Origin of the sequence: Acinetobacter sp. ANC 3882 (assembly GCF_022549545.1) — a bacterium.
GTDB lineage: Bacteria > Pseudomonadota > Gammaproteobacteria > Pseudomonadales > Moraxellaceae > Acinetobacter.
Map to the genome: position 1 here is coordinate 754692 of NZ_JAKZGB010000001.1, position 15320 is coordinate 770011.

The window sequence follows — 15320 nt, forward strand, 5'->3', positions numbered from 1 at the left end:
AGACAAAAAAATGCCAGTCTAGCGTGAGACTGGCATTTTCTTAAAGATCATCAATTAATTAACGATTATTTTCGTCTTCTTGACCATCTTCAAATTTAGTTTCGCCATCGAAGCCACCTTGATGACCAAAGCCACCTTGACCACCGAAGCCGCCACCTTGACCACCGAAGCCACCTTGACCACCGAAGCCGCCACCTTGACCACCGAAGCCACCTTGACCGCCGAAGCCGCCACCTTGACCACCGAAGCCGCCTTGACCGCCAAAGCCGCCACCTTGACCACCGAAGCCACCAGCAGCACCTTGACCACCGAAGCCACCAGTAGCGCCTTGTGCAGGGAAGCCACCAGCAGTACCTTGAGCACCAGCAGGACGTGGGTTACGCGCAGGAACAACTGTAGAAATCGCGTGTTTGTAAACCATTTGGCTTACAGTGTTTTTTAACAAAACAACATATTGGTCAAAAGACTCAATATGGCCCTGCAATTTGATACCGTTTACAAGGAAAATAGAAACTGGAATACGTTCTTTACGGAGAGAATTTAAGAACGGATCTTGTAAAGTTTGACCTTTAGACATTTTTAACTCCAAAAAATTTTTAAATCAGCGCAAAAAAACTATCTTTATTTTTAAACTAAAAATTATAAAAAGACAGCCTGCGAATTTTGCTTTATCCAAAGAAGTTTCGCAAGTCTTCTTTCGCCTGCATTATCGTCACGTAAGTTTTAAAATCGTGTATTTCTTGCAAAGAACGTAACCATGTGTATTGACGTTTAGCTAATTGCCTAGTCGCAAAAAGGGCTTTATTCTCCATTTCTACTTTATTTTTGAGACTTAAGTCACTTTTTAGTAAAAAATCCAAAGCTTGACGATAACCCACAGACCGCATAGACGGTAAATCATCATTTAAATCGTATTTTTTAATCAATTCCTCTACTTCATTCAAAAAACCAATATTCCACATTTTGCTCAATCTTTGCTCAATGCGTTGATGTAATTCTAAACGATCTGGCATCAATGCGTAGTTATGAAATATGTAACGATATGGTTGATTTTTAGGTTGTTCGGCTTGTAATTTTGTTATCGGCTCGCCCGTGATTCGAAACACTTCAAGTGCACGAATTATGCGCTGCTTATCGGATACCTTAAACTTTTCCCCAGCAACAGGATCAACCGCAACCAACTCTTCATAGACGGATTGCCATCCTTCCTGTTCAGCTTTTTGAATAATGGCATCACGTATTGTTTGATCAGCATTGGGTAAATTACCTGCCAGCCCTTCAAGCAAGGCTTTAAAATACAACATGGTACCACCCACTAGGATTGGGGTTTTACCACGAGCATGCATATCGTCAATCAATGGGCAAACATCTTCGACAAATTGTGCTGCCGAATACACCTCTAAAGGGGTAATAATATCAATCAAATGATGTGGATATTGCTGCTGCTCTGCTTTGGTTGGTTTCGCTGTGCCGATATCCATATCTTTATAAACTAAAGCTGAATCGACTGAAATCAGTTCGAAATTTCCGCGTTCATAAAGTTCACATGCCAATGCTGTTTTACCGCTAGCGGTAGGCCCCATTAAATTGATGACGGGCAATTGATTTGACATGTAAAACTACTCTCCTCGAGCAAATAATTTATCTAATTGATGCAATGGAAATGCGCGCCAAGTTGGACGACCATGATTACATTGGCTGGCAAATTCGGTTTGTTCCATTTGACGTAATAAAGCATTCATCTCAGAAAGACTTAATTGGCGATGCGCACGCACAGCACCGTGACAAGCCATCCCTGCGAGCAATTCATCACGTTTTTGTAATAAACCTCTGGCCTCATCGTTGGGATCGAGATCATTCAGCAACTCTGGAATAAGGTTGCTAAAATCAGCTTTATGCAAAATCGCAGGCACGCCTCGCACAATCACTTGATCATCGCCATATTGATCGACTTCTAAGCCGAGACGTTGTAATTGTGATTGTAAATCTTCGATCCGTGTCGCCTGCATACGCGTGATGGATACAATTTTTGGAATCAATAACTGTTGAGATGTCCAAAATTCAGGTTTATCCCAAGCCGATTTCATTTGTTGAAGCAAGATACGTTCATGCGCTGCATGCATATCTACAATAATCAGACCTTCGGTATTTTGCGCCAAAATATAAATACCATGCAGCTGCGCAATCGCAATACCGAGTGGAAACTCATCTACTCGTGATGGACCTTGATCATTTCCATCCTCTGCTTCTTCACGCAAAGGCGCTAAATAACTTTTTAACGCATTATTCAGCTGTGCCGAGCCATTATATCGAGGCTGTTGTGCTTGCGCTGAATTGTATTGCACAGCTTGTGGTCGACTTTGATTAAACTCTGTCAACAAATCTGTCGATACTTCAGCAGATAGGTTTGATTGAGGTTCAGCTTCTACCGCCGCACGATGTAAATTGAATTGCTCTTGATATTTCGGCTGCGGTTGATAATTAAAATTATTGTCCGCCTCATCCGTTTTCATCGCTTGCGCTAAATCTGCACTCGCGGTCTGAAATTGCGATAACGTTGCTTTGGCGTAGTGACGTACAAACTCATGCACTTCACGTTGATTCAAAAAGCGAATTTCATGCTTGGTTGGATGCACATTCACATCGATATTTTCAGGGTCGACTTCTAAAAATAGCAAATACGATGAATGTTGATGTCCATGCAAAATCCCGTCATAAGCCATACGCAACGCATGTGAAATGGTTTTATCTTTTACAATACGGCCATTCACATACACATATTGCAAATCGGCTTGAGCTCGTGCATCAGAAGGATGTCCCAACCACCCAGACAAACGCATATTGATACTATCTGAATCGATCCAGTAAGCATTTTGGATAAATTGCTGACCCAACAATTGTTGCACACGCTGATAACGCAATTCACCACTATCGGCAACAGGCAGGTTTAAACGAATGTTATCGTTATGTTCAAGTACGAAACGAATATCGAAATGCGTTAATGCCAAACGGCGAACAATTTCTTCAATATGATTAAATTCAGTTGTTGGTTTTTTTAAGAATTTACGACGTGCAGGCACATTAAAAAATAAATCCTGTACCCGAATATGTGTGCCTTTTTGCGCAGCGACTGCCTGAATTTGTTGATGGTCAAACGCCGTACCATTCACTTCAACCTGATAGCCAACCCCCTGCTCATCCTGACTACTGGTGAGGGTTAAACGTGATACTGCTGCAATCGAAGCTAAAGCCTCACCCCGAAATCCCAAACTGACAATCGCATGTAAATCATCAGCAGTTTGAATTTTGCTGGTGGCATGGCGCATTACCGCCAATGGTAAATCTTCTGCATGAATACCATTACCATTGTCAATGATTTCAATCAGGGTTGAACCACCCTGCGCCACTCGAATAATCAGTTCTGTTGCGCCTGCATCAATTGAGTTTTCTAATAATTCTTTAACCACTGATGATGGACGCTCAATCACCTCACCCGCAGCAATCTGGTTGGCTAAGGCAGCATCAAGGGTATGAATACGACGAGTTGAATCATGCGCCATTCAATTGTTCCTGCAAAGTTTGAGATAAAGATTCGGATTCAGTGCTTAGCGTGACAAACCGTGTCAATTCATCATCCGATTTTTGAATATCAATCACCACATCAGGTTTTGGAATTTCATCCCCACCTTTCGATGGCCATTCAAACAAAAATAAAGCATCCGGTGTTTCTAAATAATCACGAATCCCCATCAGCTCCAATTCATACGGATCATCCAAACGATATAAATCGAAGTGAAAAATTTCTTTACCTTGAATTGAATAGGGTTCAACCAAGGTATAGGTTGGACTTTTTACCGAACCTTGATGTCCTAGATTTTGTAGGAAATAACGGGTAAAAGTGGTCTTGCCAGCGCCTAAATCGCCAATTAAATAAATAATGCCAGAGCGCACCTGCTCAGAAAGGATATGTGCAAAACGCTGAGTGTCTTGTTCATGATTTAAAGTAAATTTCACTGAATACGACATGGCAAATAAAACAAAATTGGAATGGCAGCTATGATAACATTGCCCTGCTTTAAAGCCTAATAAACTCCCTTTAAACTGGCTTTTTTTACATCGTTTATACCGAGTCGATATCGCTGTATGTCATCAATCATTGAATTTACGCCTCCGCTCATCAATGGCGTCAGTGCCAGTAAAGTCTTTTTGCCTCACGATGTCTCTGCACCTACAATTTTTGAATACCTTTGCCAACATTTTCCACATATTCAAAGCAGTGAATGGCGGCAACGCTTTGCAGATGGACTGATTTATGCTGCAGATGGCAGCAAGCTGACATTAGAAAGTCGATATACACCCAATACTCATATTTTTTATTATCGTTTTCTCGCTCATGAAGTACATGTGCCATTTCAACATCAGATCCTATTTGAAAATGACGATTTACTTGTAGTTGATAAGCCACATTTTCTGACCATGACACCGACTGGACAATATGTTCAGGAAACGCTTTTGGTTAGATTAAAAAAACAAACGGGCTATTCGGATTTAACACCGATCCACCGTCTTGATCGGGAAACGGCAGGTGTGGTTTTATTCTGTAAAAAAGCGGCCTCAAGAGGTGCATATCAACAGCTTTTTGCCGAAAGAAAAGTGCAAAAAATCTATCATGCGGTTGCAGAATATCGATCTGAACTGGATTTTCCACACATTTTGCAGCTGCATTTAGAAAAAGGTCAGCCTTTTTACACCATGCAAATTAATCCCGAAAAACCCAATAATACCGAAACACGAATTGAATTATTAATGCATGATCAGCAGCATGCCAAGTACAAATTAATCCCTAAAACTGGAAAACAACATCAGTTACGTGTGCATCTAAATTATCTGAATATTCCAATACTTAACGACTCTTTTTATCCACACATTGAACATAAAGCAGAAGATGATTTTAGTCAGCCCTTACAGCTACTTGCCAAAGAAATTTGCTTTATTGATCCAATTTCTCATAAGGAAATGCACTTTAGTTCTAACTTTGAACTTGCATTGCCAACACAACGTAATGACAAAAATTCTATTTTTTCACTTCAATAATATTGAAATTACATTGCAATGGTTTAAAATACATGACGATAACTAAAAATATTTGGTCTTATTCTTCATGCGAAAAACAGAAGTTTATCAGGTTCGCCTCGATTCACAGGAAAAGAAGCAAGCTTTTGCAGTGTTTAAACAGTTGGGTATCTCCCCTGCTCAAGCCGTTCGTCTTTTCTTTAAACAAGTGGTACTCACCAAGTCGATTCCGTTCGCAATTGAGAATCAGAACATCAACATGGAACAGTTACTGAAACTGCGCAAATCAAAAGCAGCGGCCAGTACTGAAAATCCATCTTCTGTCGAAATTGAAGATGATCATGAAGACCTGTTTGAAGAGTTGAATGCACTTCTTGGCGAAAGTGACAAAACTTAACAATGTTGCATTTATAAACAAGTTTTTATTTTTTAAGCTGAATTTTTTTCGCTATCCTGACAGTCCTAATAAAATGAATAAGCATAAGGATGGACAGGAATGATTGTTAAGCGAGCAACAAAGGAAGATCTTCATCAACTTGCTGTCTTGTTTGACGAATACCGTCAGTTCTACGGTGCATCCTCAAATATTGAACAATCGTATCAGTTTTTAAAACATCGCTTCGACAATAAAGACAGCGTCATTTTTATTCATGTTAAAGACGATGTATTTACGGGCTTTGTTTTACTCTATCTTGCCTTTTCTTCTGTGGCTTGTGAAACCTACTATATTCTCGATGATGTCTATGTCACTCCCTCTTATCGAAAACAAGGTGCGGCAAAGCAGCTGATCGATACTGCAATTTTATTTGCACGTCATGAAAATGCGCAGCGTATCAGCTTGGAAACCCAAAAAAACAATTACCAATCTCACCGTCTATACGAGCAAATGGGCTTTATTCAAGACAGTGAGTTCAAAACCTTTCATTGTTTTTTAAAGTAATCATTCATCTAAAGCGATGTTTTGAGTTAACTGTTTTTGCGCAGGGCTTAAGTACGCCCATTCTCCCTCCGCCAAATCAGGAAGTTCGAGCAAACCCACTTGATGACGATGCAGGACTTCAACTTTATTTCCAACAGCAGCTAGCATCCGTTTCACTTGATGGTAAACACCTTGGTGAATGGTCATTGCAATTTGATGTTCTGAGAATAATTGCACATCCGTAGCAGCATAGATGCCTTTCTCATTACGCAGTTCAACACCTTGCTCTAAATCCTGTCGCTGTTCAGCCGTAACTGGATCTGTAGTAGTCACATGATAAACTTTGGGTACGTGTTTACGTGGATGTGTTAATGCCTGTAGATATTGTCCATCATCGGTCAGCAATAATAGACCGGTGGTATCTTGATCTAGACGCCCTACACATTGAATTCCACGATGTAGCAAAATTTCAGGAAAAAGACTGAACACGCTTTTGTGATATGTGGCCTGATGTGAACATTCATAACCTTGCGGTTTATTCAAAACAATATAGACATGCTCTCGAAATTGGTATTCTTCACCAAAGACCTGAAAGAGCAGTTGATCTGTATTGATATTCTGTTTTGGGTTACCACAGACCTGATTTTCAATCTGAACAGAACCATTCTTAATTAACTGCTGACAATACTTACGTGAACCAAAGCCTTGTGATTGCAAAATTTTTTCCAGCAGCATAAATAAGTCCTAATTGAAACTGCGCTCATTGTACTCGATTACACCGCAGGCTGTTGCTCATTGCCTATTCATTCTTTATTTTTATAATTTATTCACAATTTCTTCATTTGTTATAGAACACCAACAAAACCCTCGTCAAACACTCTCAATCTAGATATTGCACTCCATATTTTCGCTCAAAAGTCTTGTTACATTTGTCTCAAGCAAAAAGAATACTGTCCAAAAGAATGGATAAGGAGTTTCAGCATGAAATCGAATATGTGGTTATGTAGCGTGATCTTAGCGGCGTCTTCAATGATGACCGTTGCACATGCAGACAATACAACTCGCGTAGCAGCAACCTCTGCTTTAGGAAGTGTGGTGGGTACTGCCTTAGGTAAACAACTGGGTGGTGACACAGGTGCAATGATTGGCTCTGCAATCGGTGGTGCTGGTGGTGCCGCTGCATCTAGCAATCGACGTGACCGTACTGAAGCTGCCATTGGTGGTGGTTTAGGTGGTGTGGGTGGTTATACCGTTGGCCGTAATATGGGCGGAAGCAATGGTGGCTATATCGGTGCAGCACTCGGTGCAGCTGGTGGTGCCGCTTTAGGTCAGAAAGTCGGTCAGGATCGCGATGCCGATAGACGTTATGATGATCGTCGCTATGACCGCCGTTACGATAACCGTCGTTCTTATAATGACCGTCGTTATTACAATTCTCGTGAAAGCTATCGTCATGACAATGGCCGTCACCGTGGTTGGTACAAAAATCGTTAATTCAGTCAGGTTTATCCCTTTAGCACCTTCGGGTGCTTTTTTTTGTTTGATCAAAACAACAATATATCGATCTAAAACGATATACAAAGTCCAACTTATATCGTATTATTTCGATATATAGTTTTGAGACACCACAATGAAATCACTACAAGATATAAAGTTCTCTATCCTAGAACTCGCTCCCGTCCGAGATGGCAAGAGTATTGAATTTTCTCTCCGTCATGCATTAGAACTTGCGCAACATGCGGAAAAATTAGGTTATGAGCGTTTTTGGTTGGCTGAACATCATAATATGGACGGGATTGCCAGTTCGGCTACGGCAGTTTTATTAGGATTTATTGCCGCAAATACGCAGCATATCCGTTTGGGTTCTGGCGGTATCATGCTGCCCAACCATGCGCCATTAGTGGTTGCAGAACAGTTTGGAACACTCGCCACACTCTACCCAAATCGTTTTGAACTCGGTTTGGGCCGCGCACCCGGAACAGATCAAATGACGATGCGTGCACTGCGTCGTGGCCGTCAGGAAACGGAGGACCAATTTCCTCAAGATGTGATGGAAATTTTACAATATTTCAAAGCACCACAACCTAATCAGAGAATTATTGCGACACCTGGTCAAAATACACATGTTCCAGTTTGGTTACTCGGCTCAAGTTTATTCAGTGCCCAATTGGCCGCAAAACTTGGACTGCCTTATTCTTTTGCCTCTCATTTTGCCCCAAGAATGTTAGGTCAGGCAATCGACATTTATCGTGATAATTTCCAAGCTTCTGAATATCTGGATAAGCCTTATGTCTCGATGGGTGTCCCAACAGTCGTTGCTGCAAGCGATGAAGAAGCCCAGTATTTGGCAACCAGTTCATATCAGCGTATTTTGAATCTGATCCGTGGCCATAGCTTGAAGCTAAAACCACCGATTGACTCTACTGAAGGTCTTGCCAATAGCGCTGAACAAATGGCGATTCAGAATTTTTATGCCATGGCGCAAATTGGTTCCCAAGCAACCGTTCAAGCGGGCTTAAATAAAATCGCTGCACAATATCATGTCGATGAATTTATCTTCACTTGCGATATTTATGACACGCAAAAACGCTTGGAAAATTTTAGTTTATTGATGGACATAAAAGGCAACTAAGGTCATTGCTGGGGTCTACAAGGTTTATTTCCCGATCAACCTTGTAGATTCATGGTCCATTTAAAGTCCAGCTTGGAGCATCTGTGTGGCTTGTTGTGCGTTCACTGCGCGACTAAACAAAAAGCCTTGTCCGATGGAGCATCCAGAAGATTTTAATAATTCTAATTGTTCAGTGTTCTCGATCCCTTCCGCAACAATATCCAACGACAGTTTTGGTCCTAATGCGATGATCGCCTGTACAATCGCTAAAATCGCCTCATCATCATTCATTTGACGAATAAAATCACAGTCAATCTTCAAGCAATCTACAGGATAGTCTCGTAAACGGGTTAACGACGAATGCCCTGTACCAAAATCATCCAATGAAATTTTCACGCCTTGTTGTTTCAGTAAATTCAATGCCCTGATCACATAATCAGAGCCACGATCATCCAATATATGTTCCGTAATTTCTATTTCCACCAAATGATGCGGAATTTTGTAGGCATTTAAACGCTGCAGTAAACGCTCCGCATAATTATCTTTCAGAAATTCGACTGGTGCTGCATTGATTGAGACAGGCACAACATCCAATCCCTGCGCAATCCACGCTGCGATATTTTTAAAAACCTTATTCTGCATCGCATCGCTGATTTTTGTCGCCAGAATATAGTCTTGAAACGCCTGTTCAATATTACAAGGTGAATGAATATGCTGATCTTCCGTCTGCCAACGCAATAATGCCTCGAAACCAACCACCTTCGCATCCGCCAGACGCACCTTAGGCTGATAGAATGGAACAATAAGATCATCACGAATAATATGACGTGCGTCATTTAATTGAATCGCAATGTTTTGAGCTGCAACTTGCATCTGATGGTTAAACATGCGAAAACCTCCACGCCCAGTCGCCTTTAAATCATTGAGTGCGGTATCTGCACACTTCATTAAATTCGCTGAATCTTTGGCATCGCGTGGATAAATCGCACAACCAATACTCATACTGCCATTAATCAAATTACCCGCATAGGTAATTGGAGCTTCTAACTGGCGGCTTACATCGACTGCAATTTTTTCCAGCTCTACTTGTGTCTCGATTCCATTTACAACGATCGCAAACTCATCACCACCTAAACGAGCGACAAAAGTATGTTCAGGCAAAATATTTTCGATGCGTTTAGACAGGACACGAAGTAAATGATCTCCTGCTGCATGGCCAAGCGTATCATTCACATGTTTAAAGTAGTCTAAATCCAACAGCATCAAGCCTAGTAACTTTTCGCCTTTTTTATGTCGATGTAGTGAGCGCTTGAGTTGTAGTTTGAAGAAACGACGATTATACAATCCTGTTAAATCATCCAATTCACTCGATAGCTGTAATTGGATTTCAGTTTGTCTTTGTGTAGTCACATCGCGGGACAGACACAATACCTGCACGGTCTGCCCTTTATCATTCAATATAGGCGTAAGCAAATTATCCCAATATTGCCTTTCAGCCCCTTCGCCACTCATGCCACGGAAACGTGCGGCTTTACCTTTAAGTGCCGTTTTCAAGGCGTAGCTCGCCTTTGATCTTATTTCCACAGGCAACAGCTCGGCCCACTTCATGCCAAAGCTATTTTGGCTTTGAGGGATATTCAGCGCGATGCATCCCGTTTTATTTACATGGAGTAAAGAACCATCTGCTTCTAATAATTTTATGCAATCAACACTATTATCCAGCATGTTGGTTTGAGCATTAATACACTGGACTAAGTTCTGTTGATACTGCTTGGTTTCGTGAATATCGACGCTGTTTATAAACCAATGTGCCTTTTCTTCCGAATTTGCCTCTACAAATTTTGCTGACAATAAAAACCAGCGATATGCACCAGACTGATGCTTTAATCGACATTCAATTTGAAAGGGAGATTTATAGGTAAATGCTTGCTGCCACTCACTTTGGAAGATTGCTCTATCTTCTGAATGGATTAAATCGATCCAGTCTTTTGCAAAATGTTCTAGGTCATTAAAACCAATATATTCTTGGCTTACACTATTGAAAAAATAGGCATCTCCGTGCTCGGAGAGCAGCCAAACCAGACTCGGAATACGATTAAAAATGTTTTGTTGGGCCTCACTCATATTCATTTGGTGATTAGAGTGAAAGGGGATAGCCAAGTTCACAGACTTCTGTTCCAAACAGAACTCTTTCTAGCAAGATATTCAGTTGCAATGAAAGTCATAGATCACCAAAAATAAAAGTGAGATTTAAGTCACAATATTGTAGCAGAAATGCAATAAAATTATCACCAATTACAGCACTGATCAGTTAGGTTTACTTTATTATTTAATATCAATTATTTATTTTTAATTAAAGATCTATGTCAAAATTTTCTTATAAAAATGATCCAAAAAATTACAGAATACCCCCATCAGGATGACAGAGGTAGTCTGGTTCCATCTAGCCAATACGACGTTTTAAACCAGTCATTTGTAAAACACGTGTTGAGATTTCTTCAATCGACATTTCAGTGACATTTAAATATTTAATCCCTTCTGAAATATAAATCCCTTCAATCGCACGTAATTCCATTTGACACTGACTGAAACTTGAATAGCGACTATTCGCTTTGCGTTCGTTACGGATCGCCACCAAACGTTCAGCATCAATCATTAAACCAAACAATTTGTTTTTATGTTCGCGCAGCACTTTTGGCAACCGGTTATCATCCAAGTCTTCTTCGGTCAACGGATAGTTTGCAACACGAATACCGAATTGTAATGACAAATAAATTGAGGTTGGGGTTTTCCCTGAACGTGATACGCCAATTAAAATGATGTCGGCTTTATCATAATGACGAGTTCTTGCCCCATCATCATTATCCAGAGCGAAATGCACTGCATCGATACGTGCTTTATAATATTCAGAATCGGTTACCGCATGCGTTTGTCCAACCAAAGTGGTCGGTGGGACCCCAATTTCTTGTTCAAGTTTACTAATCAAGCCCTCAAATACATCCAAATTTACGGCTTTCGCAGTATTGATAATTTCACGGACATGTGGGTCAACCAAAGTATCAAAAACCAAGGGTAACGACCCATCTCGACTTTGGCATGCATTAATCTCTACAGCCACATTCATGGCCGCCTCTTCCGTCGTGATATAAGGCATAATATGGATGTCAAAATCAACGTTCGGAAATTGCGCAAGTAGTGAATGTCCAAGGGTTTCTGCGGTGATTGCGGTGCCATCTGAAATAAAAAATACGCTCCGTTTAATTTGTTTACTTTCGGGCATCAAAATTCTCCTCAAACATTTGTCTTAGTGCTCTATAATCTTTATAGTAAACTCATCTAACATGACTGTCGCTTAGTAAAACACTAATTCTAAGCACTTTCGTATAATTTCATACCAATGATGGTCATTCATACTGCAAAAAAAGTGGAGTAAATACTTTGGAAGCGCGCGTAATCGGTCTGGAAAAATTAGGAAAACACGATGTCGAGCTCGTAGGTGGGAAAAACTCATCTCTGGGTGAAATGATCAGCCATTTATCCAATGCTGGTGTATCGGTACCTGGTGGCTTTGCAACTACTGCTGCTGCCTATCGTGAGTTCTTGGATCAAAGCGGCTTAAACGCTCGTATTCAGGCTGAACTTGTTCAGCTCAATGTAGAAGATGTAAATGCACTTGCTGAAACGGGTGCAAAAATCCGTAACTGGATTGTTGAAACTCCGCTTACTGCGACATTAGAACAAGAAATTCGTGAAGCATTTGCTGCACTTTCAAACAGTAACCCAGACATTGCTGTTGCAGTACGCTCTTCTGCGACTGCTGAAGATTTACCAGATGCGTCTTTTGCTGGTCAACAAGAAACCTTCTTAAACATTCGCGGAATTGATAACGTTCTGATCGCGATTAAAGAAGTTTTTGCTTCACTTTATAATGACCGTGCAATTGCTTACCGCGTACACCAAGGCTTTGAACATAGTGTTGTCGCACTTTCTGCTGGTGTACAACGTATGGTTCGCTCTGAAACGGGTGCTGCTGGCGTTATGTTTACGCTTGATACAGAATCAGGTTTCCGTGATGTGGTGTTTATTACAGCATCTTACGGTTTAGGTGAAATGGTTGTTCAAGGCGCGGTAAACCCTGACGAATTCTACTTATCTAAACCACTTTTAAATGCAGGTAAACACTCAGTTTTACGTCGTAACCTTGGTTCAAAACACCAAAAAATGATTTATGGTGAAGAAGGTGCTGCTGGTAAATCAGTTGTTGTGGTTGATGTTGAAAAACCAGAGCGTCAACAATTTGCATTAAATGATCATGAACTTCACGAACTTGCAAAACAAGCATTGATCATTGAGCAACATTACGGCTCGCCAATGGATATCGAATGGGCGAAAGATGGTGATGATGGTCAAATCTATATCGTTCAAGCGCGTCCAGAAACCGTAAAAAGCCGTCAAAATGTCGGTACCATGGAACGCTACTTGTTAAAGCAACGCGGTACAGTTATCTGCGAAGGTCGTTCAATTGGTCAACGTATTGGTTCTGGTAAAGTTCGTGTTGTAACCTCGATTAAAGAAATGGATAAAGTCCAAGATGGTGATGTACTTGTCTCTGACATGACTGACCCAGATTGGGAACCTGTGATGAAGCGTGCAGCAGCGATTGTGACCAATCGTGGTGGTCGTACTTGCCACGCAGCAATTATTGCGCGTGAATTGGGTGTACCTGCAATCGTTGGTTGTGGTAATGCCACTGAAGTACTGACCGATGGTCAAGAAGTGACTGTTTCATGTGCTGAAGGTGATACAGGCTTTATTTATGAAGGTTCGTTAGACTTTGAAGTTCAACGTAACTCGATTCATTCAATGCCATCACTACCGTTTAAAATCATGATGAACGTCGGTAACCCTGACCGTGCCTTTGATTTCGCTCAAATTCCAAACGAAGGGATTGGCCTGGCACGTCTTGAGTTCATCATTAACCGTATGATTGGTGTGCATCCAAAAGCACTATTGAATATTGAAAGCTTACCACGTGAAACACGTGCTGCAGTTATGGCACGTACCGCAGGCTACTCTTCTCCAATCGAATTCTATGTAGAAAAGTTAGTTGAAGGTATTTCGACGCTTGCTGCTGCTTTTGCAGGAAAACCAGTCATCGTTCGTATGTCTGACTTTAAGTCAAATGAATATGCAAACTTAATTGGCGGTAAGTTATACGAGCCAGAAGAAGAAAACCCAATGTTGGGCTTCCGTGGCGCGAGTCGTTATGTATCTGACAACTTCCGTGACTGTTTCGAGCTTGAGTGTCGTGCTTTGAAAAAAGCCCGTGATGAAATGGGTTTAACCAATATTCAAATCATGATCCCATTCGTGCGTACAGTGTCTGAAGCAAAACGTGTGATTGAGCTCCTTGCTCAGAACGGCTTAAAACGCGGTGAGAATGGTCTTAAAGTCATTATGATGTGTGAACTTCCAACCAACGCATTATTGGCTGAACAGTTCCTTGAACATTTCGATGGCTTCTCTATTGGTTCAAATGACTTAACACAATTAACACTCGGTCTTGACCGTGACTCTGGTATCGTATCTCACTTATTTGACGAACGTGATCCAGCTGTTAAAGCACTTCTGTCTATGGCAATTCATGCATGCCGCAAAGCAGGAAAATACGTTGGTATTTGTGGTCAAGGTCCTTCGGATCACCCTGACCTTGCTAAATGGCTCATGGAACAAGGTATTGAATCTGTGTCACTTAACCCTGACTCAGTGCTTGATACGTGGTTCTTCCTTGCTGAAGAACAAATCAAGAAAGCCTAGTCTTTTTTAGAAAAAGACCCTCTTTCGCAGGGTCTTTTTTCATCTTTCGTAATTGAGATTTTTAAATTATGCAAATTTACTTGGCTCGTAATAATCAACAAGCAGGACCTTATAGTTTAGAACAAGTGAACCAAATGCTTGCCAGTCAACAAGTTTTATTAACAGATTTGGCTTGGCACGAAGGTATGGCCGAATGGAAAACACTTGGCGAATTGACTCAAGGTAAACTTGTCTACGAACCTGTAGGTTACTCTCCTTTTAGTACTCAAATTAAAACTGAAACGAACGAACCAACTTACACCGTCAAAGTTGAGCAAAAGGCTCCTGCATTAGCTCCTTTTCATTCTCGTGCGCTTGCTAAAATTTTCGATTTAATCCTTTGGCTACCGATGGCATCTATTCCATCTTTCTTTTTTAATGAAAGCCAATATCAAGAATTATTTGAAATTCAAAAGCAAATGCAAGCAACTCAGATTGCCTCTGATAAAGCAGTAGAATTACAGCAGCAACTCATGCAGCTCATCCCAAATGAAGCATGGATGATGATTTTTGCTTACCTGATTATCATGCTTATGATCCAAGCTTTCTTTATTGCTAAATCGGGTCAAAGTATCGGTAAAAAAATCGCCAAGATTAAAATTGTAGATGCTGAAACTTCTGCACCTGTGAGCACAATTCGTGCCTTTTGGTTGAGAAGTGTGTTCTTTATCTTTCTCAACATTATTCTTGTACCAATCATTACTGTGATCGATTACGCTTTATTCGCATTTACAAAAAATCGCCAGACTTTGCACGATAAATTGGCAAAAACTAAGGTCATTAAGCAGTAATCACAAATCAATAAACAAAAGAGGATTTATTCCTCTTTTTTTATATATTAAATTGATATCTATAGAAAAA

14 protein-coding genes are annotated in these 15320 nt (G+C 40.8%); 7 read left to right on the forward strand and 7 right to left on the reverse strand.

The window, feature by feature from the left end:
- Positions 1 to 58 precede the first annotated feature (58 nt).
- The 4 genes from hfq to tsaE all read right to left on the reverse strand — a co-directional run bounded on the left by hfq (position 59) and on the right by tsaE (position 4026).
- Complete coding sequence (gene hfq / locus MMO42_RS03785; protein ID WP_005211687.1) at positions 59 to 577, reverse strand: RNA chaperone Hfq; 519 nt, start codon at positions 575 to 577, stop codon at positions 59 to 61.
- Positions 578 to 668: 91 nt separating this feature from the next.
- Positions 669 to 1613: a tRNA (adenosine(37)-N6)-dimethylallyltransferase MiaA gene (miaA, locus tag MMO42_RS03790; RefSeq protein WP_241319374.1), complete on the reverse strand. Its 945-nt coding sequence runs from the start codon at positions 1611 to 1613 to the stop codon at positions 669 to 671.
- 6 nt (positions 1614 to 1619) lie between these two features.
- A complete protein-coding gene (gene mutL, locus MMO42_RS03795) occupies positions 1620 to 3560 on the reverse strand; it encodes a DNA mismatch repair endonuclease MutL (RefSeq protein WP_241319375.1) in 1941 nt (646 codons plus the stop codon).
- A complete protein-coding gene (gene tsaE, locus MMO42_RS03800; RefSeq protein ID WP_016164161.1) occupies positions 3550 to 4026 on the reverse strand; it encodes a tRNA (adenosine(37)-N6)-threonylcarbamoyltransferase complex ATPase subunit type 1 TsaE in 477 nt (158 codons plus the stop codon). The genes mutL and tsaE overlap by 11 nt, the downstream gene beginning before the upstream one ends.
- 117 nt (positions 4027 to 4143) lie before the next feature.
- On the opposite strand from tsaE, the gene MMO42_RS03805 reads away from it, so the two are divergent.
- The 3 genes from MMO42_RS03805 (at position 4144) to MMO42_RS03815 (ending at position 6013) form a co-directional block, all read left to right on the forward strand.
- Positions 4144 to 5094 (forward strand): pseudouridine synthase, encoded by a 951-nt coding sequence (locus tag MMO42_RS03805; RefSeq protein ID WP_241319376.1) that lies wholly within the window; start codon positions 4144 to 4146, stop codon positions 5092 to 5094.
- Between the two features lie 67 nt (positions 5095 to 5161).
- Positions 5162 to 5470 carry a type II toxin-antitoxin system RelB/DinJ family antitoxin gene (locus MMO42_RS03810; protein ID WP_005152044.1) on the forward strand — a complete coding sequence of 103 codons (309 nt, stop codon included), beginning with the start codon at positions 5162 to 5164 and terminating at the stop codon, positions 5468 to 5470.
- 99 nt (positions 5471 to 5569) lie between these two features.
- Positions 5570 to 6013: a GNAT family N-acetyltransferase gene (locus MMO42_RS03815; RefSeq protein ID WP_005152043.1), complete on the forward strand. Its 444-nt coding sequence runs from the start codon at positions 5570 to 5572 to the stop codon at positions 6011 to 6013.
- Here MMO42_RS03815 and MMO42_RS03820 read toward each other — a convergent pair whose 3' ends face one another.
- The gene (locus MMO42_RS03820) at positions 6014 to 6727 is read right to left on the reverse strand and encodes a pseudouridine synthase (protein WP_241319377.1); all 714 of its coding nucleotides are present in this window, start codon (positions 6725 to 6727) and stop codon (positions 6014 to 6016) included.
- A gap of 246 nt (positions 6728 to 6973) precedes the next feature.
- Here MMO42_RS03820 and MMO42_RS03825 point away from each other — a divergent pair, with 246 nt between their 5' ends.
- Positions 6974 to 7486 (forward strand): glycine zipper 2TM domain-containing protein, encoded by a 513-nt coding sequence (locus MMO42_RS03825; RefSeq protein ID WP_005293046.1) that lies wholly within the window; start codon positions 6974 to 6976, stop codon positions 7484 to 7486.
- 136 nt (positions 7487 to 7622) lie between these two features.
- A complete protein-coding gene (locus MMO42_RS03830) occupies positions 7623 to 8624 on the forward strand; it encodes an LLM class flavin-dependent oxidoreductase (RefSeq protein WP_241319378.1) in 1002 nt (333 codons plus the stop codon).
- A 60-nt stretch (positions 8625 to 8684) separates the two neighbouring features.
- On the opposite strand, the gene MMO42_RS03835 is transcribed toward MMO42_RS03830, so the two are convergent.
- Both MMO42_RS03835 and MMO42_RS03840 read right to left on the reverse strand, forming a co-directional pair.
- Positions 8685 to 10769: an EAL domain-containing protein gene (locus MMO42_RS03835; RefSeq protein WP_241319587.1), complete on the reverse strand. Its 2085-nt coding sequence runs from the start codon at positions 10767 to 10769 to the stop codon at positions 8685 to 8687.
- A gap of 277 nt (positions 10770 to 11046) precedes the next feature.
- The gene (locus tag MMO42_RS03840; RefSeq protein WP_005152027.1) at positions 11047 to 11883 is read right to left on the reverse strand and encodes a pyruvate, water dikinase regulatory protein; all 837 of its coding nucleotides are present in this window, start codon (positions 11881 to 11883) and stop codon (positions 11047 to 11049) included.
- 158 nt (positions 11884 to 12041) lie between these two features.
- On the opposite strand from MMO42_RS03840, the gene ppsA reads away from it, so the two are divergent.
- Complete coding sequence (gene ppsA / locus MMO42_RS03845; protein ID WP_241319379.1) at positions 12042 to 14420, forward strand: phosphoenolpyruvate synthase; 2379 nt, start codon at positions 12042 to 12044, stop codon at positions 14418 to 14420.
- 68 nt (positions 14421 to 14488) lie between these two features.
- Positions 14489 to 15250: an RDD family protein gene (locus MMO42_RS03850; RefSeq protein ID WP_241319380.1), complete on the forward strand. Its 762-nt coding sequence runs from the start codon at positions 14489 to 14491 to the stop codon at positions 15248 to 15250.
- Positions 15251 to 15320 lie beyond the last annotated feature (70 nt).